Source organism: Ruegeria sp. AJ12 (assembly GCF_056536245.1).
This window is the reverse complement of sequence record NZ_JBQFJJ010000002.1, coordinates 137,291-163,691: the sequence shown is the minus strand read 5'-3', so window position 1 is coordinate 163,691 and position 26,401 is coordinate 137,291. Positions and strand designations below refer to the sequence as shown.

Here is a 26,401-nt window from a genome sequence, read left to right as displayed (position 1 = left end):
TTAATCACTAGATTCCGGTTAATGCGGGGGCCAAATCGGGGAATGCTTAAATCGGTTGCGTCCCCTGTTATCGCGCGAGGTAGGACCGGATCGCCAGGATGCAGCCGGTCGTCCAGACGATGTTGAATACTATATGGGACAGGGCAACGCCTTCGATCCCCAGAACCCACAAAAGCGGAATGAAAGAAAGTGCAAAAACACCCGTGGCCACCATCGTCGTGCGCACAAGTGCCCGGTCCAGGCCCATACTCAGAAGCGTTGGGTTGAGGGCCAGACCGCCCAGGTAGATGACGGCCGCAAACATCAGGATTGTCATGACCGGTGCCGCGCCGGCAAACTCAGCACCAAACAACAGCACGGCCAGATCCGTCATCTTCCAGGCCAGGGGAACCGAGATGGCCAGCGAGAATGCAAGCATCACGAAGGACACATAGCGCACTAGTTTCCAGAACCTGCCGTATTCCTCAGCCGACCAGAGACGTGTCATTTCGGGGTAGAGGACCTGCCGGATTGGCCCGCCGACTCGCACGATATTGGTCATGATCCGTTTCCCGATCTGATAGAAACCGACCGACGTGACATCCAACAGCGCCCCGACAACCAGCACATCCAGCCGCTGGGTCGACTGCCTCAGAACGACGTTGAAATTCGAGTTCCACAGGAATCTCAGAAAGCCGGGGTTCTGCCGCAGCGCCGTGCGCAGTTTCAAGGACATGAAGGAAGGCATCCCGCGTCGCCGCAACTCTCTCAATGCGATGAAAAAGGCAACCAGCCCGGTCAGGATCTGGTGCATCAGCATCAACGCGAGGAAGGCCCACAGGCCCATATCCAACAGAAATACGATAACCGTCCCGACCAGACGCAGCCCTGCGACCACCATGTCCGAGATCGCCAAAAGATCGAACCGGTCGTGGATACGAAGAACGGCGATGCCGGTTGGCCGCAGAGACAGGAACAGACCCAGCGCGACAAGGACAATGTAAGCGGACCCGCCGTCCTCGGGCAGGCCAATCAGCGGCGCCACGACTGGCGCCAAGAGGATGGCCACCGTTCCGGCCAGCAACCCCCCCATGATGTCAATCGCGACAGACAGTTTTATGAGGTGACCAAACCGATGCGTGTCATCTTCGGTCAGCGCATCGCTGCCGTATTTGATGACCGCTTGCCAGGGTTCCAGACGGCAAAGCCGATCCAGAACCTGAACATAGGCGTCTACCAGCGCCAGGATGCCGACTGCGGCGGGACCTACGGCACGTGCGGTGATGATCAGCGTTGCAAGTCCAAAAACGGCCATAAGGATTTGCGACAAGAACAGCCACGACATGTTCTTGGCCAGCCGCCCAATCAAAGATCTGGCGTCAAACCCGATCATTGCGTCACTTGGCGGTTTGTCCGGGCGCTATCCCGGGCACCCTTTAAAAACATGGTGCAAAAACCCTTGGTACTCGTCTCAGGTCAAATACCTTTCATCACTCGTCAAACCATTAAATTGGCGATTCTTCTCGCCACTACTTCTATCATTTTGTTTTTTACGCTTGTATCGTTTTACGAAAGCGCAGTTTGATGGGGAAATCCAGTCCTGTTTTGGGGAACCGGTTTTGAACATGCAAAGATTGGTTTGCAACCCGCGAGAATCAGGGGCTAAGGGTACGGTGAATCGCCTTTTTGAAGGCGAGGTTGTGGGGTGGTCGATCGACTTTGGGTATTGATTAACGTTTTATGGAACAAGCAAAAGTTCTCATTCACATCGGGTATCACAAGACGGCAACGTCGTCGTTGCAGAAACAGCTTTTCGCTGAGTCTGATGGCCCCTTTGTCAGCCCGCCTGATGAGCGGAAATATGTCCTTTCCAATAGATTCGTGTTGCCACAACCGCTGACCTTTGATGCTTCTGCCGTTCGTGAACAATATGCGGATTTTCTCGATACTGCGCATAATTCCGGGAAAGTCGCTGTCTTCTCTCACGAACGGTTTTCGGGCTATCCGGCATCGGGTGGATTCGACAGCCCCTTGATCGCGCAGCGCCTGAAGAACACATTTCCCGAGGCCCACATTCTGATCGTTTTCCGCGAGCAGCTCTCCAGCATCCTGTCGATGTACAGCCAGTACATCACAGACGGCGGCCACAAGTCGTTCAAGGGGTATCTGGCGCAAACGGAACCAATGATGCGTCGCGTCCCGATGTTCAGCCCGGATTTCTATCGATATGATCGGCTGTTCAAGTATTATCAGTCGCTGTTTGGTCCCGAACGGGTCCATGGGCTGACTTATGAGCAGTTTGTTCAGGATTCAGACGCATTTGTGTCACAGCTCTGCGGGTCGTTGGGTGTTGAGGTCCCAAAACGTGAATTTCTGAAGACCAACAAGAAAAGGTCGCAGAGTTTTCAGGTTTTGCAGCGTGCGGTAAATCGCATCTTCAGCGACAATCAACTGAGCACAGGCGCAGTGATCCCGTTTCCCTACGCCACGCGACGGTTCGGCAAGCTGAGTGACCCTTTGGGCAAGATGTTCCCCAGAGCGCTAGATCAGATGTTGGAAGAACGCATGGCCAAACGAGCAGCGGTTCAGTTCGAAGGCGCGTTTGCCGACTCCAATGCGGCCCTGCAAAAGCTGACAGGTCTAGATCTGGAGAAATACGGATACCAACTGCCGCCCAAAGCGCGCTGATCGAAAACATCTTCCGAAACGGCAACCCCAAAAACAAATGACCAGCACCCCAAATGCTGGTCATTCTCTCCGAGTGAGTGATAAAGCCGTTAGGCCTCACCGGTAGTATCTTTCTGTTGAGATCAACCTAGCAAACGATGACATCGGCAGAAATTAGGGGAATCCCGTAGGGCTCAGGAATTAGCACAGGATACTGATTTTATGTGGCTTTCTGTCCGACCAGTCAGTGGATCAGCGACGTTGGCTCTTCATCCGTCCTGCGCGGTCTGAACATGTGACAGTTGTTCGTTTTCGTCCAACAGACCCATTTTCTTCAAAAGGATCGTGTTGACCCGCCGTACGTCAAAAACGTCCTCCGCCCGGCTCCGGGCCGCCAGCCCCATTTCAGAGATCAGAGCGGGGTTGTCCAGAAACCGTGACATTGCCTCGCTGAGCATCTGCGGGTTCCGCATCGGGACCACGAACCCCGTTTCGCCCTCCACAACAGGATCTGCACAACCGGGGGCATCAGATGTGACCACCGCGCGACCAGATGACATCGCCTCGAGGATCGTGCGTGGAATGCCCTCGCGGTAGGCAGACGGCAGTACAAAAACCGAGCAATTGGCGAGGTAAGGGCGGACATCGTTTGTTTCGCCCAAATACTCAACCACGCCCTCTCGGGTCCAAGCGTCGATCTCTTTCTGGCCAACGGAATCGGGGTTTGCATCCATCGGACCAAGTATCTGAAACCGTGCGGCCGGATGAGTCCGTTTGAGAGCTCGGGCTGCTTCGACAAAATCAAAAACCCCCTTCTCGCGCAAAAGCCTGGAAATCATCAGAAATACCGGCGGTCCTTCCGGTGGTCCGGAAGACGCGTATTTGGTCAGGTTCACGCCTGAGCCCGGAACGATGCTCAGCCGGGTCCCGTTGCCTACCATCCGACGGGCCCGAAATTCCTCTTCGTCGGCCCGATTGTAGACGAGCAGTTCGTCAACGCCTTTCAGCGACGCCCGGTACAGATTGGAAGAGATGGCGCGCACCAATCTTCGTTTGAGGCTGGTATTCTGCGCGTTGAATACATACCCCAAACCTGTGCACATGGCGTATTTGTGCGGCACGCCCGCCATACGCGCTGCAAGGCACCCGTAAATGATGGGCTTCATCGTATAGGCAAACACCGTGTCCGGCTGAAACTCATCGAATATCCGTTTCAACGCGCGAAGCGTTCCGAGGTCTTCTACCGGGTTCATCCCGGTCCGCGACATTGGAAACGGTACAAACCTGACACCGATCTCGCGCAAGGCGATCTCGCTCGCGTCGTGACGTTCGGGGCCACAGGCAATCACCTCGGCCCTCTGGGCCATTTCGCGCAACAGATCAAAGCGAAAGTTCACAAGAGAAGACGTCAGATTTGCCACCACCGCGATCTTTCGACCTGGCTGCACCTGTCCGGTTTGAAGGGGTTCCGGTTTTTGCAACACGACGCACTCCAGTCACTCGTCATTCAAACCGCTGCAATGCGGATCAATCAACATCTTAAACCAATTCCCGTCGAAACTGTGCTGACGCGGCATGGCATGTCAACAAATCAGTGAGCCTGTTCAGCGGGTTTAACCGGGTTGGGCCGAGCTGGCGTGACACCAGTGGTTCGCCCCGCAAGACAAACGGAAAGACCCAGCATCCAAGGCACCAGCCAGAACCGGCCATAGAAATGCGGTGCGGTGTTCAGAACCATCACCAGCATGATCAGAATAGTCACCGCCAATGCCGTGTTCCTGACCTCGCCCTGGATCATGTTGTAGCGCCAGATCACATAGATCCCCGATGCGAACAGCCCGGCGAGACCGATCAGAGAAATTGCTCCACCCTCGGTCAGGGTGAGAAGATAGGCATTGTGGACAGGTGCGCCGATGGCGCTTTTTTCTTCATATTGGTCTATCCCGAAACCTAGCCAAGTTGTGTTTTCACCAAATCGCATGGCTTCGAGGATCAGAAACAGCCTGTCATCGATTGTTCCGGATTCGCTGATATCGGCGTTGCGTAAAGCAGAAAAAACGCGCTCCTGAAATACCTCGGGAAGGAAAAGCTCGCCAAACAGCGCCGCAGCAACAAAGAAAAGGACAACGCCTACCGTCAGGCCAACCGTTGCTTTTACAGATCCTGTGAGCAAGACAAAGAGTATGATTCCGAGGATAGACAGGTAGAATGCAGTGTTCGAGCCGGTCAGCAGCAAACCATAGACCACCGGCACAAACAACAGGATCGCGCTGACGGTCGTGACCCGGTGAACCGAGCGCATCCATATCAGAAACACCAATGCAAAGGCGGCCAAGACACCGGATTCGTTTTCGCGCTCAAATAGTCCACTCAGGCGTCCGTTTCCGCTCACAAAGTCGTTCTGGCCAGGCACAAAGTTTATGTAGTAGGCCCCATGAATCATCGCGAGCGCGATGGACAATACAAACAGGAAGATCAGAGTTTCGGTTTCCTTCCGTGATCTTCGCAGAATGATCCACGGCAGCAGAACAAAGGAAAAGCAATATTGCAGCAGTCCAAGCGCCCCATCCATTGCGTTGCCGTTAATGATCGACGCGGCGGCGAAGCCAGCCAGAAATGCCAACACCGACGCAAACCAAAGAGCCGACGCCGCCCCCATTGGCCGCAGAGGCAGCCGCCCGCTGAACAGCACGACCAGAAAGGCAAAAAATGTAAAGAAATCCCCGAGTGTGAAATACACAAAACTTGGACGGAAATAGTTCAGAGGGGAAAGAAACACGGCAATGGCAACCAACGCGAATTCGAGCCGGGATTCCGGTTTGGTAGCCGTTCCGATCGTTATTTGGTTATGTGAGCCCAGCATAGATCGACACCCCGAACTATCCGAAATTCACGAGCTTGATCGGATTCAGGTTCAACTGGTGCAGCTTTTCTAAAGAGCGGATAATACCCTCCATATCCGATGATTGATCACGAACGACAAACACCACATTGTCGGTAAATGGCAGCAACCTGCCCAAAACTGCATTGTCAGTAATCGGGGGGACGTGGATGACAACCTTGTCGTAGAGGTCGCCGAGGGCTGCCGACCCGGACCACATATTATGCGAATCGAACATATCCACCGGGATATGGGCATCAGTTGACGGTCTGACGTACTTAACCTTGTCGGTGATTTCTTCCGCCTCCTGAGCCATCAGCAAGGCGTTCCCCAACAGCAATGGCAGGCCGTATTGGGATTGGTGCCGCGGCAACAGCCCTGCGACGGACGGGTCGTCACTCGGATCAAGGTCGATGAATAGCACACGCAACCCATCACCGGCGGCAGATACCGCGAGGCACAGGGTAATGAATGCCGATCGGTCGCTCTGGGATGACGAAGTGATCATCATCCGGGTCGATCCGTCCTGAGACAACCGATCCATCAGAACCGACAGGATGTGTCGGGCGCCTTCGGCGCGCGGATCGGGCGGCACGCGCTGATCAAATATGTCGAGCAACGTTGACATGCTGCTGCGCGCGGCGCGGGGAAAGCGTGGAAAAGCCAGCGCACCCTGTAAGCCCAGGGCTGGGTGAACGGACCGGCGCACAAACAGTCGTTTGTTGAGCATCTCGCTGAGCAGAACGACAATGAATGCGATAACCAGCGCGCTGGCAAAACTGCCGGCCAGAACAGTGTTTCGGTTTGGCAAGGCTGGCTCCAGCGGCGGCTGCGCGGCCGAAATTTGGCGTGCCAGCGGTGCCATCAACCCGGCATGCACGGCCAGGTCACTGCTGCGCTGAAACAGGATTTCGCGACGGGTCAAAAGGTCTTCGAGCTGCTGTTCCAGCGTGATGCGCTCCTGCGTTGCCTTGGATCGCTGCTCAAGTTGCGCACGCGCCCGATCCGCACGAGCCTCTAGAGGTTCGATCTCTGATAGCGAAGCATCGCTGTCGCGCAGGAATTGTAACCGTGCTGCGACGCTGCGTATCTCGGCATTCAGAGCCGTTCCGGTGTCTGCATCGTCCAGTTGATTGGTCAGGATCAAGTCGGACAGGTCCGACTCGATGCCTGAAATTTCCTGCTCCATGACACCCATCCGTTCGGTCAGCAGGTCGATTTTCTCAAGCGCGCTGCGCCGTTGAACCTCCAGCGTCTGATCAATGTAAGCCTGCGCAATTTCATTGGCGATCAGGGCCGCGCGGTTTGGGTTGGTGTCATAGACCTGAATTCCGATTCCCAGGGTGTTTCGGTACGGCGATACGACGTATCTTTCCAACAATTTGGTTGTCGTGGCCGTCAGGCTTTGCTCCGGTGTCGGTGGGTTTCTGGGCGGGCGCAGCAGAAACGGGTTGTAGCTGTCGTCGTTTTCGAGACCCAGCCGTGTGACAACTGTTTGGGCGAAATCCCGGGACCGAATGATTTCGACTTCAGTCTGGACTTCGGACAACGCAATTTCAAGATTCGCGATCGGGCGCAGGTCTGCGCGGATCGTGACCTTGCGGTCGTCCAGGACGATGACGGATTCAGTCGCGTAAAGCCTGTCTTTGAACAGCAAGACCAAACTGGCGACCAGCATGACCGCTGCAAAAACAGACAGGAACAAGGCCAGGTTGCGCCGTATTATTGCGCGCACGCCGACAAGGCCCAGACGTTCGACCTGATCCTCGACCAACTGAAACTCGCTGGTTCTGTCCGGTATGGAATTCGAGACATTCACACCTGTCTCACTATCCTCTGTATCCTTTCACTGCCAGAGCGGGCGCGGTCTTAGGCCGCATCGTCGATTGTTTCGTCCCACTCTGCAAGAATGTTGTCCGGTGCCAGCCAGACCCGGCTCTCCATGTTCACCTCGCGCATGCGTTGCAGCAACTCAGGAGACCGGGTCAGACGCAGCACAGCCTGTGCCAGCCCCTCGACATCCTCGGGCGGCACCAACAGGCCGTTTTCCTCCGGTCGGATCAACTCTCGCGGACCGTAGGGGCAGTCGAAAGATACCACGGGTAACCCCGTCACTGTGGCTTCGGCCAGGACATTCGGGAAGCCTTCGTAGCGGGACGGGAAAACAAGGATATCGGCGCCTTCCATCCACTCTCCCGGCAATGGGCTGGGACCGGGCAGGAACACGACATCCGACAAGCCCAACTGATCGCGCATTTTCTCGAGCGACGCGCGCTCTGGGCCTTCCCCGAAGATGGTCAGCCTTGCATCCGGGTTGCCCTGCAGAATCGCGGGCATGGCAGCCAGCAAGAGATCAAAGCCCTTTTGTTTGTCCAGCCTGCCGACGGCAACCAGATTGTTTGACCCCGTTCCAAGATTCTCGCGCGCGCCGGGTGGCAGCGCACAGGGATTGGCAATCACCTTTGCCTTGCGTTGCACGGCGCGCGGAAGGTCTTCGCTGGCCCGTTGGGTCTGCATCACAACCGTATGAGCCCGGCGCGCCAGCAGGTTCTGGGCATGGCGCCAGAGCGGATGGGCCGTCTGCGCGCGTGGATTGTTGCGTTCCGAAATGATGACCGGCACCCGCTTGTCCAGCGTTGCCAGCAATGTCAGGACGTTGATCTTGGTCAGAAAGGTAACGATCACGTCGGGTGCGACGTCGTGAATGACCTGCCGGATATGACGCAGGCGATCCAGTTGCCCACCGTCAGCCGTCGCAACATGCAGGCTGACCGCATCCGGGTAGTCGAAATAGGATCCTTCCGACGGCATGGTCTGCCCGGCGACGTGCACGTCATCCCCGCGTTCATGCCGATGTGCGGCCAGAACCGAGACGATCTTTTCGGCGCCCCCTGCCCCGAAACCGCCCTGAATGATCAACAGTTTCACGCGCGGTTATCCCGATGCCTTTTTGCGTGGCTTCTCGGCCTCGCGCAATGCCGGGGTCACTGGCTGGTCGTTTGGTCCGGGCCGGTTCAGTTCATGTTCAACGATCGGTCTGTTCAGGTCCTTGGACTGCAGGAAAATCCGCCCGATATATTCGCCCAGAATGCCCAGAAACATGGCGTTCAGGGTCATCGACAACAGCAGCAGGACAGTGGTTGTTGCAAAACCCGCTGGCCATTCGGCGCCGAAGACCAGCTTGGCAATCAGATACCCCACCATCAGCAGGAACATGGCCAGACCCGCTGTCAGGCTGATCATCGATGCCAGCCGCAGAGGCAGAAGCGAATGATTGATCAATCCATCAACGGCCAGCCCCAGCATCGCGCGGAACGGGAATTTCGATTCCCCGGCCGTTCGCGCCGCACGGTCGTATTCGAACCCGACCTGATTGAATCCCATGCCACTGATGAGGCCCCTGACATACGGCGACCGGTCGTCAACACGGCGCAGCTCGTCCAGAATGCGACGGTCGGTCAGGCGAAACTCGCCAGCGTTCCGGGGCAGGTCGTCATCGCTGATCATGTCGATCAGCGCGTAGAATCCGCGCCGTGCGGCTGCCACGAAGGGACCGTCCGGCAGGCTGCGGCGGATGCCATATACCACGTGGTTGCCCTGCCGCCACAGATCCAGCATCTGCGGGATCAGCTCCGGCGGGTCCTGCATGTCGCAGTCCAGTTGCACCGCACACGCGCCATTGGCCGACCGATACGCCGTCAGGACCGAGCCCTGATACCCCATGTTTCGGGCAAAGCGTATGACTCTGACCTGCGGGTCGTCTGCAGCGATGTCCGACAGAATTTCAAAGGTCCGGTCCTCAGAGTGATTGTCGGTGAAGATGATCTCGGGCTCATACCCGTCAAGGCCGTCAAACACGGCGATGACCCGGTCATAGGCCATCCGCACATTGGCCTCTTCGTTGTAAGCGGGGATGAGGATGGAAACGAGGGTCATGATACCTGTCCTGTCACTTTTGCGCCGGCACGCGCGCGCATCGCCCAGTCAACCGTGTCCCTCAGGCCATCAGCCAGAGAAATCCGTGCGGACCAGCCATAGTGGGAAGTCATGAGTCCGGGATCATTGACGAGATCGATCGGCGGACCCTCGGGCGTCCCATAGGACAACAACTCTGTGGGTGCTCCTGTCAAGTCGCGCAGCATGGTGGCGACGGTGCGCACCTCGGTGGCAATGCCCGTACTGATATTGACGACGGGCCCTGCAGCAAGGGGGTCAGAGCCCAGAAGCAACAATCCCCGCACCACGTCATCCACATGAATCAGATCCCGTGCGTCATCCGGCCGGCCGATTTTGGCGGTACGGCGGTTCAGCAGGCTGTCGATCAGATACGGCACAAGCTGCTGACCTGTCTGGCCGGGGCCGTAGGTCAGTGACAGTCGCGCTGTTACGGCGGGAAACGGCAGGCGGTCGCGCAGCATCTCAAGGTATTTCGTGCCTGTCAGCATCGACGCGCCATAGCTGTCGCGCGGGCGCTCGCACTGCGTTTCGACATAAGGGACCGGGTTGTTGCCGTATTCCGCGATTGTGCCCAGTCGGACAAATGCGCCTGGTGGTGTTTTGCTGGCGGCCGCTGCGCCCAGGACCTGCAGGAAGCTCAGGACGTTTTCCTGCAGGCTGGCAGCTGCGTCCGAGAAATCGGGAGCATTGGCAATGCGGGTTTTGGCGGCCGCGTGAAACACCAGATCGGGCGAGGTTTCGGCAAACACGGCTTGCAGCGCGATGGCATCGGTCAAATGCGCTTGTCGGAGCGTCAGGCCGTCAACACCCGCCAGCCTCTCCATCGATGCCCCGGGACGCACAAGGGCAATCACATCGTCGCCACGCGCGGCGCAGGCCCGAACCAGATGCGAGCCGATGAACCCGTTCGCGCCGGTGATCAGAACCCGCATCATCAGAACCGCTTCCTACTCAGCAAACAACGTAAAACCTTAAACATACCCGTCTCTGCTTGTTGCACCGCAGCTTACACGATTAGGGCGATCCGGTGAAATGCCCGGCCTCCGCATGGCTATTGCGCGCCCTGATAATGAGCGACAGCCTCTTTGGGTTGCAGTGTCGTGTCGGACTTCCGGCCCAGAAAGAACACGCCGCTGGCCCCGTCGACGCGGTAAGGTTCCGGGATCAGCCGGTCCAGGTATTGGGCCCAGAACACGCACAGCTTGGCCACTTTCCCGGCCGTGCGCGACCGGAACAGGCCCCGGAACAGATAGTCCACCGACCACATGAACTGCACGCCCGGCCCGGCACTGGCACCCGAGTCGATCCGCTCAAATGCACGAAACAGGTACCGGTGTCCGCTTTCGGTAAACCGGGTGAAGTCATAGGGTCCTTCGTGCACCTGCTGCAGGAAAGGCGTTTCGGCATAAATCAGGCCGCCGGGTTTGAGAACACGATGGATTTCGGCAGCGACCTGACGCGGGTCCAGCACGTGTTCCAGAACCGCCTGGATGACCACGCCGTCAAACACGTCATCCTTCATCGGGATGTCATGGGCGTCGGCGACGAACTGAATGTTGGGTGACTGGTAGATGTCAAAAGCGAAAATCTGGACATCGGGGTCTTCGTACAGCTTGCCCATGCCCTGCCCCACACTGCCGCCACCGACGATCAAAACGCGCGGAGCAGGGTTCAGCGCCTTCATTTCCGAAAGGAACCTGTCCACGTTGCGCAAGGTGACCTGTTTGATGGGCGAGGCCAATCGCTTGAGGACCTTGATCGGCCCGCGATAGGCCGGGCGGTGAATCTGGGATTCGACCTCGATATCCGTGGGTTTTGGTGGCTCGATGACCGAGTCCTCATAGTGCACATAGACCGGGACCCCGCCATTGGCGGCGCAGGGACCGGTACCCTGTTTGAAGTCCTCTCGGATCAGATCCTTGATCGCTTCGGTCGGGGCCAGTGGCATCAGGAGGCCTCCCGCGACAGCCCGGTGACATGCGGTGCCAGAAATTCTGTCACCTTTTCATGCATATAGTCGATCTGAGGTTGCGTCAGGCCATGATGGCACGCCAGCAGAATACCGCCGCGCATCACCGCATCCGACACCGCATATCCCGCCGGATCGCTGCGATACTCGACATCTTTCATCGCCGGTTGCCGCAGGATGTTGCCGGTAAAGACCGGTCGGGTTTGAATGTCGGCCTTTTCCAGGAAAATCTGCAGTTCGCGGCGGGTGAATGGCGCCGCCTCGCGGATTGTCAGCGGGAACGCCAGCCAGCCGGTGCGGGATCCCGGCAGTTGTTCCGGCAGGATGAACCATTCCTCGTACTGGGCAAAAAAGGCACGATGGGCGTCAAACGCCTCTTCGCGGACTTTGATGTTGTTCTCTAGTTTGCCCAGCTGCACCAGACCAAAGGCCGCGCTGATTTCCGATGGTTCAAGGTTGTAGCCCAACGCTTCAAACAGGAACTTTGCGTCATATTCGATGCCGTCCAGTTGCACGTTGAACCGGTTCTCAATGGCCTCGGACTCCACAAACAGCGAGGAGCTGCGCCCCCATGACCGCATCAGCAGCGCCTTGCGCGCCAGTTCGTCATCATTGACACACAACATACCGCCATTGCCTGCGCCATTGATCACATGGCTGCCGTAAAAGCTGGTGGTTGAGATGTCCGAGTATTTGCCGGTGCTGACCCCGTCCATCGTCGCGCCGAGCGTATCGGCGCTGTCTTCAATGACCTTCAGGCCATGCGTATCGGCCAATTCGCGGATTTTCTTCCAATCCGGCAGATTGCCGATCAGTGAAGGTATCATCACCGCCGACGTCTTGGGAGTGATCATCCGTTCGATCAGATCCACGTCGATGTTGTATGTGCCTTCGGCGGCGTCAACAAATGCGGGCACCAGTCCCTGACGCACCAGCGGCGCGACAGTTGTCGCAAAGGTCAGCGCGGGCGTAACAACCTCGCTGCCCTTTGGCAGGTCCAGGATCTCAACTGCCAGATAGTTCGCCGAAGAGCCCGAATTGGTCATGATCCCGTGCGATTTGGCAAAAAGCTGCGACACTTTCTGCTGCATTTCGCGCACTTTGGGGCCCATTTGGGTCGATGTCTTCAGAACCTCGACAACGGCATCAATCTCTTCCTGGCCATGTACTGTCTGCCCGTAATTCACTCTCATAATACTCACTCCTCAAATGTGCAGCTTACTGCGCTGCGACCGTCGGGCGGTCGGGTTCAACGGGTGCCATCAGGCTTTCAAAATGTTCAATCTGCGTGGCGGTGATTTTGGTCATCTGGCCGTCGGCTGCATGAGCTTTGTACCAGTCAGCGGTCAGATCAATAGCCTCCTGAAGGGTCAGGCGCGGACGCCATCCCAGTCGCGATTGGGCTTTTGTGCTGTCAAGCCGCAGGATGCCGGCTTCGTGCGGGGCATCATGCGCCTGATCCGGGAACCTGAACACGGGCGCGCCTGCCCCCCAGGCGCGCCGGATCATGTCGGCCAGTTGCCGAACATCCACAGTACTTGAAACATCAGGCCCAAAGTTCCACGCTCCGGCATACTCCGCGCCATCCGTCAGCATTTTCTCGGCAACCTGCAGGTAGCCTGAGACCGGCTCCAAAACATGCTGCCACGGTCGGATGCTGGCCGGGTTGCGGATCACCACCGGTTCGTCTTTTGCCCAGGCGCGGATAATGTCGGGGACCAGCCGGTCCTCGCCCCAGTCGCCGCCGCCGAACACATTTCCGGCCCGGACCGTGGCCAGTTGCGGCCCCTGCGGATCGGCGAAAAAGGAATGGGCGTAGGACTGCGCCACAAGTTCTGTCGCGGCCTTGGATGCGCTGTAAGGGTCTTTTCCACCCAGAGGATCGTTTTCCCGATAGCCCCAGACCCATTCGCGATTGTCGTAACACTTGTCGCTGGTAATCACGATAATCGCCTTGAGCGACGGCATCTTGCGCGCCGCTTCCAGCACGTTCACCGTGCCCTGCACATTGGTGGCAAAGGTCTCCGATGGGTCCCGGTAAGATTTCCGCACCAGCGGTTGGGCAGCCATGTGAAACAGAACCTCTGCGTCCACATCTTGCAGCGTTTCGGTCAAGCCCGCTGCATCGCGGATATCGGCAAAGCGGCTGTCGGTTGTTTCGGCCAGATCGCAGGCATCAAAAAAGCATGGCCCCGGTTCCGGTGGCAATGACAGTCCGGTCACGTCAGCCCCCAGCCGGTTCAGCCAGAGCGATATCCAACCGCCCTTGAACCCGCTGTGCCCCGTCACAAGGACGCGGCGGCCGTGGAACTGGCCGCCGAACATCTGATCCTGAAGACCTTGCATTGTACCCTCAGATCGCAACCGGGTATTCAGCCGAAGCTTTCTCGCCGAATTTCATCCACGGTGGCGTTTCTTCCTCGCTCAAGGCGTTCAGGGCATTGCGATCACGGATGGTGTCCATCGGATGCCAGAATCCTTCGTGACGATAGGCCATCAACTCGCCATCGCGCGCCATCTGCGACAGGGGCGATTGTTCCAGCGGCTCCATGTCGTCGACCATGTAGTCCATAACACCGGGTTCAAAGACAAAATACCCGCCGTTGATCCAAGTCTCGCGGCGACGCACCTTTTCCGTAAAGGCATCCACGCGGTCACCTTTGAGTTCGATATTCCCGAACCGTGCGGGCGGCTGAACTGCGGTTACGGTGGCCAGTTTGCCGTGAGATTTGTGGAAATCGATCAGCGCGTCGATGTCGATGTTGCCCAGACCGTCGGAATAGGTGCACATGAAGGTTTCACCGGGATCCAGCCAGTCTTTGAGACGGCGAATACGGCCGCTGGTCATTGTATGCGCGCCCGTATCAACCACGGATACGTTCCAACCACCGGGTGCCGAGGGCACCAGTTTCAGCTCGCCAGTGTCCAGCGCGACCGAAATATTGTTCGCAATCAGGTGGTAGTTCGCGAAGAACTGCTTGAGCAACAGAGCCTTGTACCCTGCAGCAACGACAAAGTCGCGGTGGCCAAAATGGCTGTAAATGTCCATGACCCGCGCGATGATCGGGCGACCGCCAACCTCGACCATCGGTTTCGGTATCGAAACCGTTTCTTCGGCCAGCCTCGAGCCCAGTCCTCCTGCCAGAAGTACTGTTTTCATGTGTGCCACTCCCTCAAATAAACCTTTACTAAAATCTGCATGTTCACGCCGGTGTCTTGCGTGTCGTTCGTCGTCTCGCGGGTGGGATCATTTGCGTCTCATGCTCATTCTGACACACCTGCATGTCGTGAGTATATCACACCCTGACCATAGCGGTTATCTAACCCGTCTTTTTGCACTGCAGCGTAGCCGTTTGTTTCTGCATAGCGCAACAATGGAGCTTCAAGTGCAGAATCATATCCTAACAGGAAAGCAGCCGGTGGGTTGGAATCAAACAGAGCCTGCAACTCGTCCTCTCCGGCCATCACATATTGCTGCGCCAGATCGGGGTCGGTGTAGGGAGCGATGCGATAGGCGAACGGTCCGGTCGCCAGTTCAGGATAGACCGGCAAATGGGCTTCAAGCGGATACAGGGGCATCAGGGTTGCAACCGGCCCATCGGGACGGTCGCTTTCGGCCACAGCCTCGCTGAGGGCCTGACCCCCTTTGGCGATGCGCGCCGTGGTAAATCCATCCGGGTTCGCCAGACTCAGTAACCCGGGCGCAAGCCGGGGCGCGCCCAACAGAAACAGCAATGCGAACCCGGCAGCGCAGAGTGGCGCGATTTGCACGCGTTTGTCCTGAGGCACTAGCCGATACATCAGGGCCGCCAACACGGGTACCGCGATCAGGGGTTGAATGTAGTACTGCGGAAAGCCCGGCGTCGGAACAAAACTGAACAATGCCGTAACGGCGAGTATGGCCAGAACCAACAGAACCTGACCCAGCCCCGACCGGTCCCGCAGCACGCGCATACCGCCCAGAACCGCCAGATAAAACAGGACCATGAGCCCGATCAACGCCGCTCCGCTGAACCACGTGGCATAAGCCAACAGGATTTTGCCTCCTACGCCCATGGCCAGACCGGGCTCGGACGCGGCATTGGCTTGCCAATACGCGATATGGGGTCCGGTATGGAACTGCATCACATGCGCCAGGAATCCGGCCGGGTTTGCCCCAAGGTACCAGAACAAGGGTATGGCTCCGATCAGGCCGCCAATGAGAACCGGAAGGACAACAGACCGTACTCTGTCAGAGAACTGCATGTGCCAGGGAAGAAAAAAGGCGGCGACAGCGACCGGAGGGATGTACATTGCTGCACTGACTTTTACCCCGGCGGCAATGGACAAGCACAGTCCGGACAGCACCAGCAAAGGAAACCTTGGCTGGTCACGCAAGGTTTCAACAATGAAGAGCCCCAACCCCCAGACGGCGAATGGCAACGGAAGCAGGTTGTTGCTGGCGGCCATGCCAGCCTGGGTCTGCAAAGTCTCGTTGACCACCAACGCCACTGTAAAAAAGATCGCCAGCAACGCGGAACCGGATATCCGCCAGGTTGCCCATCCCACACCTGATGCCAACAGCAACCATGCGATGAACTGACCAAAGCGGGCTGAGGCCAACAGACCCTCGCCCCCGAAAATCAGGTAAAAGCCCCTGTAGTACCAGGCTGAATTGGGGACATGATTGTAAAAGAAATCACTGTAGAGGCCCCAATAGTCCAGCAATTCAGCCGGCGGCACAAACATCAGTTCGTCCCGGCGCAGACCGTACCCCATGATCCGCCCATAGAGCGCCGCAAACAAAACAACCAATACACCTGTGACTAAGGCTCGGGTGAAAACAGTGCCACCGAACCGGCGGGACGGATGTGCCCGAGCGTCCAGCCCTGGGGTCGCTTCGAAATCAGGGTCTGCGGATTGGGTCACTGGACCGCCTCCTGAGGGTTGGGGCGCAGGGCACGGGAGATCAGGACGTAGGACAACGCGATCGTTGGTCCCAGCGCAATGGCCTGCGCAAGATATGCGTCGAGCCCAAAGTGCAGCAGCCCCCACAACAGGACGGCATTAAAGGCATAGATCGCTAAATAAGATATCGCATACTGCGGAAGCCGACCATAGCCCTGCAAATAAAACACGTAGCGGCCATGAACCTGAAAATTCCACAACACACCCACCACAAATTGCACGACCAGTGCCACCTGCGGGTGTGCGCCGGTCCACACCAGAACAGAAAAGACAGTGTACCCAAAAAGAGTGTTCACCACGCCCGCGCCCAGAAATCTGAGAATGCGATCCCACTGCGCCTGAAACCGGCTGCGGGCGTCGGACGGACTAAATCCTGTCATACAAAACCAAACTCCGAAGAGCCCTTGTTCATTCGTACTGCTCACCGCCGGGGGATCAGGCCGTGAGATCAAATTGCATTAAAGTATAATTTTAACGACCGCCGTTAATGGTTTCGAGCGTATCTTGCTTCTGAAATCCGCCTGTCAGGTTTTCCGTCGGGATTGCCTGAAGCTTGGGTCTTGCCGGACGCTCCACCAGATCCTTTGCGTCGATCGGACGCAAACCGTTAGCGCCATAGCCCGGGACCAGTTCTTTCAGCAGTTTCTTCACTGAAAGGTCGTTCCCTTCATGCGCTGCCTGTTCCAGCTTGAGGATCATTGCGCGTAAACGGGCCGCCGAGATGCCTTCTGGGATCGCCGAGGACACGCCGGGGATACCGCTGTCGCGGTGATCTTCGGTGACGTCAAACAGTTCTTCGTACAGCTTTTCACCCTGGCGAATACCGATGAATTTGATGTCGACATCTTCGTAGGGCACCAGACCGGCAAGGCGGATCATCCGTTCGGCCAGATCGACGATCTTGACCGGGCGGCCCATATCCAGAACGAAGATCTCGCCATGGCTGTCTTCCAGATTCAGACCCTTGGCCGCGGCTACAAGCGTCAACTGGACCGCTTCGCGAATGGTCATGAAATACCGTTCCATCTTGGGATCGGTCACGGTCAGCGGACCGCCTTCGGAAATCTGACGCTGGAACAGCGGGATAAGCGAGCCCGACGAGCCCAGAACGTTACCAAAGCGCACCGAGAAGAAGCGTGTCTTTTCATCGGTTTCGTTGGTTACACGGTCCTGCGCCTGAGCGTAGAACTCGGCGACGCGCTTAGTCGCACCCATGACACTGGTGCTGTTGACAGCCTTGTCGGTCGAGACCTGAACCATCGCGATGGCGCCCACGTTTCGGGCGGCGTCAGCGACGTTACGGGTCCCGATCACATTGGTCAGAACGCCTTCGCAGGGGTTCAACTCGACCATGGGTACATGCTTCAGAGCCGCTGCATTGAACACCAACTCGGGGCGGTGACGTTCAAAGATCGAGTTCACACGATCCGCGCTGCGGATATCGGCAACATAGATACGGCGCGCGACCTCGGGGAAGTTCTGGCTCAGATCCATATCGATCGAATAGGCGTTGTACTCGCAGTTTTCGATCATCACGATTTCTGCGGGTTCAAACGAAGCGATCTGACGGGTCAGTTCGCTGCCGATGGACCCACCGGCTCCGGTGATCAGCACGCGACGATCCTGGAACATCTCCCGCAGCATGGAACGTTCAACCGCTTTTTGCGGGCGATCCAGAATGTCTTCGGGATTGACCGTGCGAATGCCCGAGTTTTCGGTGCCCAGCTCTTCCAGCCCGGTCAGACGCGACACGGTAATGCTGTTGGCCTCGGCCCAGCGGGTCAATTTGCGAATACCGTCGCTTTCGAAATGCGTGACGGGTTCGGTCAGCAGAACACGCTGGGGCAACTCGTCATAGAACTTGAGACGTTCGATCACGGCGTCCGCATCCAGCAGAGAGCCGATGATTTTGACGTCATGAAAGTAGAGGCCCTGGGTGTTGCGGGCGTCATCAATGATCCCGACAGGCTCGTATTTGGATTCGGTATTGCGCAGCGAGCGAACGAACAGATCGCAGCTGGCACCGGTACCAACCAGGATAACCGGAATCTTGCCGTCGGTGCGTACCCTCTGGCATTGCACCTTGCGCTTGAACTCAGTGCTGCGGGCCAGGACGCGGAGAGCCCCGAACGCCGGGACGATCAGGAAAAACTGGACGACATAAACCGCCAACGGAACCTGCGAGGTGACCTGAACGGCTGTACTCAAAAGTGCGAGCACTCCAACACAGAGCGCTGAGGCGCGCACAATCAAGGTTACGTCACGCAGCGATGTAGAGCGTGTGTGACGCTTATAGAGGCCGGACATTGGCAGGATGGCCAATGCCACAAGGCAAGACATCAGAACCAGCGGCATCAAAACCGCTGCGCCTTCTGCCGGTAGAAGGCCGCCATTGGCCAGAACCACCGCCACAATTACGGAAATAGCCGAAGCCACGACATCGCCGATCACAAGACGGCGGTTCGCGCTCAACTCATTGAGTTTCTGCTTCAGGATCGAGACAAAATCGCCCAGCTTCAGATCGGGCTCGACCATGTTGTCCTTAACGGACCCATTCTTGAGCTTAACAAACTCACGCTCATACATACTCAGTACTCCGGCGTATAAATTGCCCACTACCACTCGACTCAAATCAACGGACCGAAAACAACCGTCCCGCCTTCAAAGCCGCACTCATCCATCAGCACATATCAGGTGCCAACAAGCTTGACTTACTTCGTTTAAAGTCCCCCACAACGGCCCCAAACGCGCGAAAATACACGCTTCTGACACCAAGACCCCTTTCACTCGTACATACCAAACTACAAATCGGGCCGACCAAGTATTCGACACAATCGGCCCGTGTCTTCCTAATATAGGTAAACGGTACCACAGCAAAACGGGGATAAAAATGCTTTTTTCACCTTGCAGACACCGATTGACCAAAGAATTGCCTTATTTCTTAATGTTCGCCTGCTGTTCGCGCAGTTCACGAAAACCTAATGCCGCATTCGAAACCTTGACACTCAGGCGCCGATCGTCAGCTTTTGTTTCCAATGCGGAAACTTAGCAGGAGTCAAAGCCCTCGCCCACTTCAATTGATTCGCGCCTTTTCCGCAGCATCAGGCATGGACCAGGCCTGCGACAGGCCCGGGTTGGATGCCTCAATCAAGGCGATATCGTCCGCATAGAAATCTGCCAGTCTTTTCGACAGATCATCTGACAGCGGCGGATACCTGACCGGCTTGGCCACAGCATTGCGTAGAGTCCGCACCGGCCACGTATGACGCACCGGATCCAGCACCTTCCGAACCGGGGCCAGCGCCTGACGCAAAGGCAGAGGAACCATCGGCGCGTTCTTGTCCTTGACCCGCTTTTTGACGGGCGCCTCCAGTCTGGTCGCGATGCCAAGATGGGCCTGCACCTTTTCCAGGTTTCCGGTCGGGTTGCGGCGTATATCTTCGTAGGCCAGAAGCAGTATCTGGTCTTTCGGAAACAGGTCGTAGAACCGGGTCAGGTGATGCGCATACCGCCCGTCTGAAATGAACCGTTGATCTGCCGCCCGCGCGGGGTCGAGATAATCCTCGATCCGATCGGACACTTCGCCGCGGCGAAACAGCATGCAATAGTCGGAATAGGCACGTTGTACCGGATCGCGCATCTGCAGGATCAGCCGCGCACCTGGTGCAAACTCACGTATACGTTGGGCAGCTTCGGGTACGGTCAGATATGAGTTGGATTTCTCGCCGATCAGCGAGGCGTCTTCGCTGATTTCGAACTGTTCCCGATACCAGCCCAGTCCCTTGTCATATTCGCGGGAAAAGAAATGAAGCTCTGGTCCCGGCATGTAGATGGACCGGGTTTGCGACAGCGATTGCTGCAACCAGGTGGTGGCGCATTTTGCCGCGCCAATAATCAGAAAGTCGACCGTGCGATCCGCAGGCAATGTCATGATAAAACTCGTCAACCAATAAGCGTGGGAAACAGACCCCCGACAAACAATGCCGTCAATTCGAGGTCAGAACAGTCCTCCGGATAACTTCGATCGTATCGCCCGGCTGGACAAGATCGGTGCCTTTGACACGGTTTGTCTGACTGTCGTCACCGCGCGTTACGACAAACTCTATGATCGTCTCGCTGGCCACATCATCGTCGCTGAGGAGACCGGCCGCCGCGAGTTCCCCATGCAGCGTGGTAGCGGTCTCCAGCCGTGTTTTGAGCGATGCCAGTTCGCTTTCGACCCTGTTCAGTTGCACAAGAGAATCCGAACGGGCGTTGTCGTCCAACTCCAGCCCGTCCCGTTCCGCGCGATTCAGCTCCTGACGCGCGACCAACAGCGCAACCTCCTGATCCAGTCGCTTGGATTCCAGATCGTTCAGCGCATTGGTCATAGTGGTGACGCGGTTCGAAACTGTCAGACCTTTTTCCTTGAGCGACGTGAGGTTGTCCAACTCTCTGGTCACGTTCTCGATCTGCGTGTTGCGCAGCTCGAGTTGAATTGTCAGGCTGGATATCTGCTCTTTCAGGAGACTCTGAAGGTCCTCGATGCGCTCGCCCAACCCCTGTCGCGCCGCCAGGGTCGCTTCCAGTATTTCGCCCTCCAGCCCCTCGGGAAGTTCCGGCAACTCACCGTTACTTTCTTCACTTTCCAGGATGGCAAGGTCAGCAACCAGCCGTTGTCGTTCCTGTTCCAGTTCTTCGATCTGCGTGGCCAGCAGACGAATCTCGCCGCCCATGCGCAGAATCTGAAAGTCATTGCTGGACGAGAATTGGATCGGAGGGCGAATGGGTCCACCCGCCAGTGCCAGAACTTGCTGTGCCGTCATGCCAAAATGAAAATCATAGGCACCTGGCGAATTGACGTCCCCCAGAACATAGACCGGCAGATGTCCCACCACTTCAAGTGCGATGCGCGGAGGTTCGGCCATGCCGATCTGCCGGCGAAATTTCAGCTCCAGCAAGGCGGCCAGTTCTGACGGCGTGTGTCCTTCAGCTTCTATCTGGCCGACGAGAGGGACCATCACGGTACCGTCTCCGGCAATGGTGTACTCGCCTGTGACACCATCCCAACTGACATAGGTGGTCGACGGTGCATCCCAACGCATGGCCTTAAGCGACAATCGGTCCTGTGGCAGCAGGCGATAGCCTTCGGCCCAGACTGACGTGGCCGCCAGTGTGAAAATCAAAAACAATGCTCTGAAACAGCTGTGCAAAACTCTGTCTCCCAACTCACTAAATCCGCAGATCGCGCCCCATCGCCAAATGGTCGGGGAATTCTCTGCGCTACAATACAAACACACGATTCCGTGCCGTAAAAAACTCTGGGGCAACGCCCCTGTCAATAAAGCTAATCACAGTCCTTTCGGCTGGCAAGTGAAACAGGCCCACCGTCAGGAGTACCCGGCCTTGCTGTAGTCGTTGTAATAGGAATACGTGCCGTAACCGTATTTCCGTTGTTTGTCCAAGTCGACATCGTTGATCAGCGTTGCTGTGGTCTCGATTCCGTGCATGTCCAGTTTTTCGAATGCATCCTGCAGTTCTTCCACGCGCGTCCGACCCCAGCGAATGACAAACAGAGTGCTGTCGATCAGTGTCCCGATCCTGCAGGCGTCGTTAACCACAAGGATTGGAGGTGTGTCCACCAAAACCAGATCATAGCTGGGATCGATCCGTGACTTCAGGTCGCCCAGCATCGATGTTTCGTCCCTGACCGAGGCTTCGGACCTGATTGAGACGCTCAGCAGAGAAATCGCGTCGTCAGGTATCCCGTCGATCTGGAGGGCCTTGGGTCGGGCCTTTCCGCTTGCTGCGTCTTCCAAAGGTTGCGCCGCCGGAGTTGTTGTCAATGTCCGGCTGGCACCCATCCTGTAGGAGTCCAGGTCCAGAACCAGCACTTTCAAACCTTCGCGTGCTGCCGCCAACGCGATAGATACCGCGACGGTCGACTTGCCCTCGCTTGGAAGGCCGGACGTTACCATCACGACGCGGCCCAGACCCTCACGATTGAACCAGAGTGTCAGAAAGTTTCGCAACGCTTCGGCATAAGGTGAGCGCGGGTTCTCAAGGAAATAGGGCACCAACTCTTGCCGTTTGTCGAACATGTTGCGTTTTTTGATCTTGGGTAGGAATCCATAGTTGACGGTGCCGACCGAATTGGTGACTTGGCTGTCGCTCCAGACCCGTGTGTTCAAGGCTTCCAGCACGGCCACAACCAATACGGACAGAAACGCACCTATCAACAGACCTCCGCCCAGAATGACGTACGGATTCGGCCAGAAGGGCCGTGTCGGGACGCGGGCGATGGTGACTTGTCGTGCGCCCTCTGAGACAAATTGCAGTTGTGTTTCCAATTCGTTCAGCCGTTCGATTGAGCTTTGATAGCGCGACCGTAGCAACTCCAGAGACCGCTCCATTCCGATGAGCCTCAGTTCTGCCCTTGAACGCTCAAGTAACTCAGCGCGGGCAAGATCTAGTTCCACCTTGAGTTCCTCAGCCTCGTCCGATGCACCGTCATCGGCTGAAATGACATCGAAAATTGCCTGCAGGCGTTCGATATCAGCACGTTGACGATCAGGCAGCGTTTCATCGTCCAGATTGTTTTCCCGGACAAATGCGGCGAGCGCGATTTCATCTGCCGACAGTTCCTCACCCAATTGGGTGACGCGTGCGCGCAGGAATTCAATCGACCGCGTAATCCCGGCCTGCCGGTCCTGATCACTTTCGGCGATATAGGTTTCCGCGACGGTATTGGCAATTTCCGCGGCCAAAGGCGCATCGTTTGACTCGGCTTCTATCTTGATGGCGAGGCTCTCGCCCTGGCGCAGGATGTTGTAGGAGCCAAGCAGCTTGTCCACAACTTGCTCGCGCCGAAACTCGAACGGAACAGGTTGATCCGGTGGTGCAAGCGGCATGAATACAGTGTTGTCATACAGATCCATGGCCTGCGCCACATCCGCCGCAAACTCGCGCGATCGTAGAATATCCAGCTGAGTTTCAATCGCGACGCGCGACAGCTCAAAGGATTCAAGTTGTACATCCGTCGTTCTGACCCTTGTGTCCAACTGGGCCATGACAACGGTCGCCTGTGCGCTGTAGCGCGGTTCCAGCCGGTTTAGAACGAAATAAGCGATCACAAGAAACAGCAGGCAAATTCCTGCCATCAAAAGCGCATGTCGCCGCAGCACGGTCCAAATCATCGGGCGCGCGAAACGTTCAAATTGATTGGCCTGATACGTTCGTTCGAGATTATCCGGCACTGCTCTTTCCAGTTTTAAAAATTGCTTTGCTCCGACGGTCGGATACGATGGCACAGCCCACGCTGCCAGAGCCTCATAATCCGGCTTCGTGTTATCAGGGAATTACTCCATCCACCTTCGCGCAATTGAACCGATATCTTGGGATATTCGCAAGACGCAGCAGGCGGCGCAGTGAGATTTGTCAGGCCAACCGCGCAAATCCGAGGTCAAATAGATGGAATTCAATGATTTTCCATCTGCTTTTCCACCCGCCTTTCATCGGTTCTTGCATCGGAAACAATGACAATCAGCCGCTCGAATCGTTGACTGAGTATCCCGAATTCCCGCACCAGTCCACCGATCCCGAACGCCGGAGGGTTTGATTCGACTATCGGCGTCCAGACTTCTTGCAAATCGGATACAATTCGAACAGATTGAGAGCGCTCGCCCCTTTTGGTCGCGTGGGCATGCGTTTTCCTCGTCAACGCTGGCTGACGAATTGTTAAGTGATTTCGATGTGGCGCGGCCTGCCGCGTAGTATTGAGTTGGGTTGAATTGTGAACAGACTGCCGGAAATTCTGCTGTGCGTCGTCCTGGGTGTTGTCGCCCTGCCGTTCTTCCTGATTGCCTGTGTGATTGTCCTGTGGTCCGTGGGTGCACCTTTGATGTTTTCGCAGCGACGTTGCGGTCTCGGGGGGCGTGTTTTCCACCTTTTCAAACTGCGGAGCATGTCCGACGCGCGCGGCCCCGACGGGGAATTGCTACCCGATGATCAGCGACAGACGCAGGCCACGGCACTCATCCGGCGATTGCGGCTGGATGAAATTCCGCAGCTTGTGTTGATTCTGCAAAACAGGATGGCGTTGGTTGGTCCGCGCCCGCTGTTGCCGGAAACGATCCAGAGTTTCGGGTCGAGGGGTCAGTACCGTTGTTCCGTCCGACCGGGTTTGACCGGCTGGGCACAGGTCAGCGGCAACACCAATCTCAGCAATGAGGAAAAGCTGAGCCTGGATCTGTGGTATGTCGCGCATCGGTCCTTGGCACTGGACTTTAGGATTTTGCTCGAAACGGTTGGTGTTGCGATCCGGGGTGAGCACCGCAGAACAGACCGAATTGAAACTGCGGCCCAATGGCTGAGGGATCATCCGCCCGCCTGTTCCAACCTGCAGGAGACACCGGCATGAAAACCGTTTTGGTGGGTGCGGTGGAAACCTCGCATGCGGCGCTGGTGTCGATTTGTGCGGCTGGCCATGCACCCGATCTGGTGATGACCTTGCCGCCGCACCTGGCCCATCGCCATTCCGACTTTGTGGACCTCGGGATCGTTGCAAAACGCTATGGCGTACCGGTGTCCCATATCGAAAAGACCAATGCGCCGGAAACACTTGAGCAAATCAGGGCGGTGCAGCCTGATCTGCTGTTGGTCATTGGATGGTCGCAACTTTGCGGACCAGAATTTCGGGCCATTCCCCGGATCGGGTGCATCGGATTTCACCCATCGGCCCTGCCCCGTCTGCGCGGACGCGGTGTCATCCCATGGACGGTTCTGTTGCAGGAACGCAATGTCGGGTCGTCGCTGTTCTGGCTGGGCGAAGGCGCCGATGACGGACCGATCGCGGCCCAGGCCCGGTATGCGGTGGACCCTGAAACCGTGACCGCCCGGGAATTGTATGACCGGTCGCTGCGGGCCGTTTCCGGCTTGCTGCCGCCCCTTCTGGAGCAGATTGCCGTGGGGGACATTCCGCGAGAGCCGCAACCGCAGACAGGAATAAGCCTCTGCGCGCGCCGCCGGCCCGAAGACGGTCTGATCGACTGGTCCAAACCGGCTGCCGATATCGACCGTCTGATCCGTGCCTCTGGCCCGCCCTATCCTGGGGCCTTTACCTTTGGACCGGATGGCCGCCAGTTGGTACTGACGCGCGCGCGACACACCCAGCCGGACGGGTACTTTGTCGGGTTGCCCGGCCAGGTGCAGGACAGTGATGGTCAGGCGTTCACCGTGGCCTGCGGCGATGGCCGGTGTCTTGATATTCTGGAGTGGTCCGGCGCCGACACGCCCCCGCCTCTGCACTCGAAACTGGGAAAGACTTCATGATTACCACCGATTTGATCAACGCAGGCGCAGGCCCCGCCCTTGTCGTTGCCCCGCATCCCGATGATGAGATTTTGGGGGCTGGCGGCACCATTGCGCGGCTGGTCGACGCCGGACGGGAGGTCCATGTGGTTGTCGTGACCCGTGCCAAACCGCCGAAGTTCAAAGATGAAGAAACCGAAATCACACGGGCGGAAGCCCGCCGGTCTCATGCCTTTCTGGGCGTCACCAAAACGCATTGGCTGGATTTCACGGCCGCTGAGTTGTCGGAGCAACCGCATTCGGATCTGAATGCGGGTCTTGGGTCACTGGTGCGAGAGCTGAGCGCCGATCTGATCCTGGCGCCGCATCCGGGTGATATCCATATGGACCACCAGTTGACTTTTCTTTCCAGTCTCGTGGCCAGTCGACCGCATCAGGACAAGTACCCGGCCACCATCGCGGCCTATGAGACCCTGTCTGAGACGAACTGGAATGCGCCGTACCTGACACCCCCTTTTGTTCCGAATATTTTCGTGGACATCTCGGACACGCTGGAGCGTAAACTAGAGGCGTTCCGGCTGTTCGAAAGCCAGGCCAAGCAACCGCCCCACGAACGTTCGGTGGAAAGCCTGCGCGCACTGGCAACCTTGCGCGGGGCCACTGTTCACCGTCATGCCGCCGAGGGGTTCGTACTGGTTCGAACGGTCGTTTAG

At 57.2% G+C, this 26,401-nt stretch carries 21 protein-coding genes; 4 read left to right on the top strand and 17 right to left on the bottom strand.

Features of this window, described 5'->3' with window-relative positions; all coding sequences use genetic code 11:
• Nucleotides 1-67 precede the first annotated feature (67 nt).
• Nucleotides 68-1,372: a lipopolysaccharide biosynthesis protein gene (locus tag ACR3E0_RS20995; protein WP_480481385.1), complete on the bottom strand. Its 1,305-nt coding sequence runs from the start codon at nt 1,370-1,372 to the stop codon at nt 68-70.
• Nucleotides 1,373-1,860: 488 nt separating this feature from the next.
• Between ACR3E0_RS20995 and ACR3E0_RS20990 the strand changes: the two genes are divergently transcribed.
• Nucleotides 1,861-2,667 (top strand): sulfotransferase, encoded by an 807-nt coding sequence (locus ACR3E0_RS20990; RefSeq protein ID WP_480481384.1) that lies wholly within the window; start codon nt 1,861-1,863, stop codon nt 2,665-2,667.
• Nucleotides 2,668-2,915: 248 nt separating this feature from the next.
• On the opposite strand, the gene ACR3E0_RS20985 is transcribed toward ACR3E0_RS20990, so the two are convergent.
• The 16 genes from ACR3E0_RS20985 to ACR3E0_RS20910 all read right to left on the bottom strand — a co-directional run bounded on the left by ACR3E0_RS20985 (nt 2,916) and on the right by ACR3E0_RS20910 (nt 23,575).
• Entirely contained in the window at nt 2,916-4,094 is a 1,179-nt protein-coding gene (locus tag ACR3E0_RS20985) for a glycosyltransferase family 4 protein (RefSeq protein WP_480481382.1), read from the bottom strand.
• 143 nt (nt 4,095-4,237) lie between these two features.
• The gene (locus tag ACR3E0_RS20980; protein WP_480481381.1) at nt 4,238-5,509 is read right to left on the bottom strand and encodes an O-antigen ligase family protein; all 1,272 of its coding nucleotides are present in this window, start codon (nt 5,507-5,509) and stop codon (nt 4,238-4,240) included.
• A 16-nt stretch (nt 5,510-5,525) separates the two neighbouring features.
• Entirely contained in the window at nt 5,526-7,346 is a 1,821-nt protein-coding gene (locus ACR3E0_RS20975) for a GumC family protein (protein WP_480481379.1), read from the bottom strand.
• 50 nt (nt 7,347-7,396) lie between these two features.
• The gene (locus ACR3E0_RS20970; RefSeq protein ID WP_480481377.1) at nt 7,397-8,455 is read right to left on the bottom strand and encodes a glycosyltransferase family 4 protein; all 1,059 of its coding nucleotides are present in this window, start codon (nt 8,453-8,455) and stop codon (nt 7,397-7,399) included.
• A gap of 6 nt (nt 8,456-8,461) precedes the next feature.
• Nucleotides 8,462-9,463 carry a glycosyltransferase family 2 protein gene (locus tag ACR3E0_RS20965; protein ID WP_480481375.1) on the bottom strand — a complete coding sequence of 334 codons (1,002 nt, stop codon included), beginning with the start codon at nt 9,461-9,463 and terminating at the stop codon, nt 8,462-8,464.
• Complete coding sequence (locus ACR3E0_RS20960; RefSeq protein WP_480481373.1) at nt 9,460-10,419, bottom strand: NAD-dependent epimerase/dehydratase family protein; 960 nt, start codon at nt 10,417-10,419, stop codon at nt 9,460-9,462. Before ACR3E0_RS20960 ends, ACR3E0_RS20965 begins: the two co-directional genes overlap by 4 nt.
• 116 nt (nt 10,420-10,535) lie before the next feature.
• Nucleotides 10,536-11,432, bottom strand: coding sequence for a class I SAM-dependent methyltransferase (locus tag ACR3E0_RS20955; protein ID WP_480481371.1), 897 nt, complete (start codon nt 11,430-11,432; stop codon nt 10,536-10,538).
• Nucleotides 11,432-12,646 (bottom strand): DegT/DnrJ/EryC1/StrS family aminotransferase, encoded by a 1,215-nt coding sequence (locus ACR3E0_RS20950; RefSeq protein ID WP_480481369.1) that lies wholly within the window; start codon nt 12,644-12,646, stop codon nt 11,432-11,434. Before ACR3E0_RS20950 ends, ACR3E0_RS20955 begins: the two co-directional genes overlap by 1 nt.
• 25 nt (nt 12,647-12,671) lie before the next feature.
• A complete protein-coding gene (rfbG, locus tag ACR3E0_RS20945; RefSeq protein ID WP_480481367.1) occupies nt 12,672-13,799 on the bottom strand; it encodes a CDP-glucose 4,6-dehydratase in 1,128 nt (375 codons plus the stop codon).
• Between the two features lie 7 nt (nt 13,800-13,806).
• Nucleotides 13,807-14,613, bottom strand: a complete 807-nt coding sequence (gene rfbF / locus ACR3E0_RS20940; protein WP_480481365.1) for a glucose-1-phosphate cytidylyltransferase — start codon at nt 14,611-14,613, stop codon at nt 13,807-13,809.
• Between the two features lie 104 nt (nt 14,614-14,717).
• Nucleotides 14,718-16,361: a hypothetical protein gene (locus ACR3E0_RS20935; RefSeq protein WP_480481363.1), complete on the bottom strand. Its 1,644-nt coding sequence runs from the start codon at nt 16,359-16,361 to the stop codon at nt 14,718-14,720.
• Entirely contained in the window at nt 16,358-16,780 is a 423-nt protein-coding gene (locus tag ACR3E0_RS20930; protein WP_480481361.1) for a GtrA family protein, read from the bottom strand. The genes ACR3E0_RS20935 and ACR3E0_RS20930 overlap by 4 nt, the downstream gene beginning before the upstream one ends.
• Before the next feature lie 91 nt (nt 16,781-16,871).
• Nucleotides 16,872-18,986, bottom strand: a complete 2,115-nt coding sequence (locus ACR3E0_RS20925) for a polysaccharide biosynthesis protein (protein WP_480481359.1) — start codon at nt 18,984-18,986, stop codon at nt 16,872-16,874.
• A gap of 487 nt (nt 18,987-19,473) precedes the next feature.
• A complete protein-coding gene (locus ACR3E0_RS20920) occupies nt 19,474-20,331 on the bottom strand; it encodes a sulfotransferase family protein (protein ID WP_480481357.1) in 858 nt (285 codons plus the stop codon).
• Nucleotides 20,332-20,386: 55 nt separating this feature from the next.
• Entirely contained in the window at nt 20,387-21,571 is a 1,185-nt protein-coding gene (locus ACR3E0_RS20915; RefSeq protein WP_480481355.1) for a polysaccharide biosynthesis/export family protein, read from the bottom strand.
• A gap of 198 nt (nt 21,572-21,769) precedes the next feature.
• On the bottom strand, nt 21,770-23,575 hold the full coding sequence (locus tag ACR3E0_RS20910) for a GumC family protein (protein WP_480481737.1): 1,806 nt from the start codon (nt 23,573-23,575) through the stop codon (nt 21,770-21,772).
• A gap of 596 nt (nt 23,576-24,171) precedes the next feature.
• On the opposite strand from ACR3E0_RS20910, the gene ACR3E0_RS20905 reads away from it, so the two are divergent.
• The 3 genes from ACR3E0_RS20905 to ACR3E0_RS20895 are packed head-to-tail and all read left to right on the top strand — an operon-like array spanning nt 24,172 to nt 26,401.
• Complete coding sequence (locus tag ACR3E0_RS20905) at nt 24,172-24,798, top strand: sugar transferase (protein ID WP_480481353.1); 627 nt, start codon at nt 24,172-24,174, stop codon at nt 24,796-24,798.
• Entirely contained in the window at nt 24,795-25,709 is a 915-nt protein-coding gene (locus ACR3E0_RS20900; RefSeq protein WP_480481351.1) for a methionyl-tRNA formyltransferase, read from the top strand. The genes ACR3E0_RS20905 and ACR3E0_RS20900 overlap by 4 nt, the downstream gene beginning before the upstream one ends.
• On the top strand, nt 25,706-26,401 hold the full coding sequence (locus ACR3E0_RS20895) for a PIG-L deacetylase family protein (protein ID WP_480481349.1): 696 nt from the start codon (nt 25,706-25,708) through the stop codon (nt 26,399-26,401). The genes ACR3E0_RS20900 and ACR3E0_RS20895 overlap by 4 nt, the downstream gene beginning before the upstream one ends.

Bases quoted from the DNA above. Each gene is read 5' to 3' on its own strand.
- ACR3E0_RS20995 (WP_480481385.1), bottom strand. From the start codon at position 1,372: ATGATCGGGTTTGACGCCAGATCTTTGATTGGGCGGCTGGCCAAGAAC.
- ACR3E0_RS20980 (WP_480481381.1), bottom strand. From the start codon at position 5,509: ATGCTGGGCTCACATAACCAAATAACGATCGGAACGGCTACCAAACCG.
- ACR3E0_RS20965 (WP_480481375.1), bottom strand. From the start codon at position 9,463: ATGACCCTCGTTTCCATCCTCATCCCCGCTTACAACGAAGAGGCCAAT.
- ACR3E0_RS20960 (WP_480481373.1), bottom strand. From the start codon at position 10,419: ATGATGCGGGTTCTGATCACCGGCGCGAACGGGTTCATCGGCTCGCAT.
- ACR3E0_RS20955 (WP_480481371.1), bottom strand. From the start codon at position 11,432: ATGCCACTGGCCCCGACCGAAGCGATCAAGGATCTGATCCGAGAGGAC.
- ACR3E0_RS20950 (WP_480481369.1), bottom strand. From the start codon at position 12,646: ATGAGAGTGAATTACGGGCAGACAGTACATGGCCAGGAAGAGATTGAT.
- rfbG (WP_480481367.1), bottom strand. From the start codon at position 13,799: ATGCAAGGTCTTCAGGATCAGATGTTCGGCGGCCAGTTCCACGGCCGC.
- rfbF (WP_480481365.1), bottom strand. From the start codon at position 14,613: ATGAAAACAGTACTTCTGGCAGGAGGACTGGGCTCGAGGCTGGCCGAA.
- ACR3E0_RS20930 (WP_480481361.1), bottom strand. From the start codon at position 16,780: ATGACAGGATTTAGTCCGTCCGACGCCCGCAGCCGGTTTCAGGCGCAG.
- ACR3E0_RS20925 (WP_480481359.1), bottom strand. From the start codon at position 18,986: ATGTATGAGCGTGAGTTTGTTAAGCTCAAGAATGGGTCCGTTAAGGAC.
- ACR3E0_RS20920 (WP_480481357.1), bottom strand. From the start codon at position 20,331: ATGACATTGCCTGCGGATCGCACGGTCGACTTTCTGATTATTGGCGCG.
- ACR3E0_RS20910 (WP_480481737.1), bottom strand. From the start codon at position 23,575: ATGATTTGGACCGTGCTGCGGCGACATGCGCTTTTGATGGCAGGAATT.
- ACR3E0_RS20900 (WP_480481351.1), top strand. From the start codon at position 24,795: ATGAAAACCGTTTTGGTGGGTGCGGTGGAAACCTCGCATGCGGCGCTG.
- ACR3E0_RS20895 (WP_480481349.1), top strand. From the start codon at position 25,706: ATGATTACCACCGATTTGATCAACGCAGGCGCAGGCCCCGCCCTTGTC.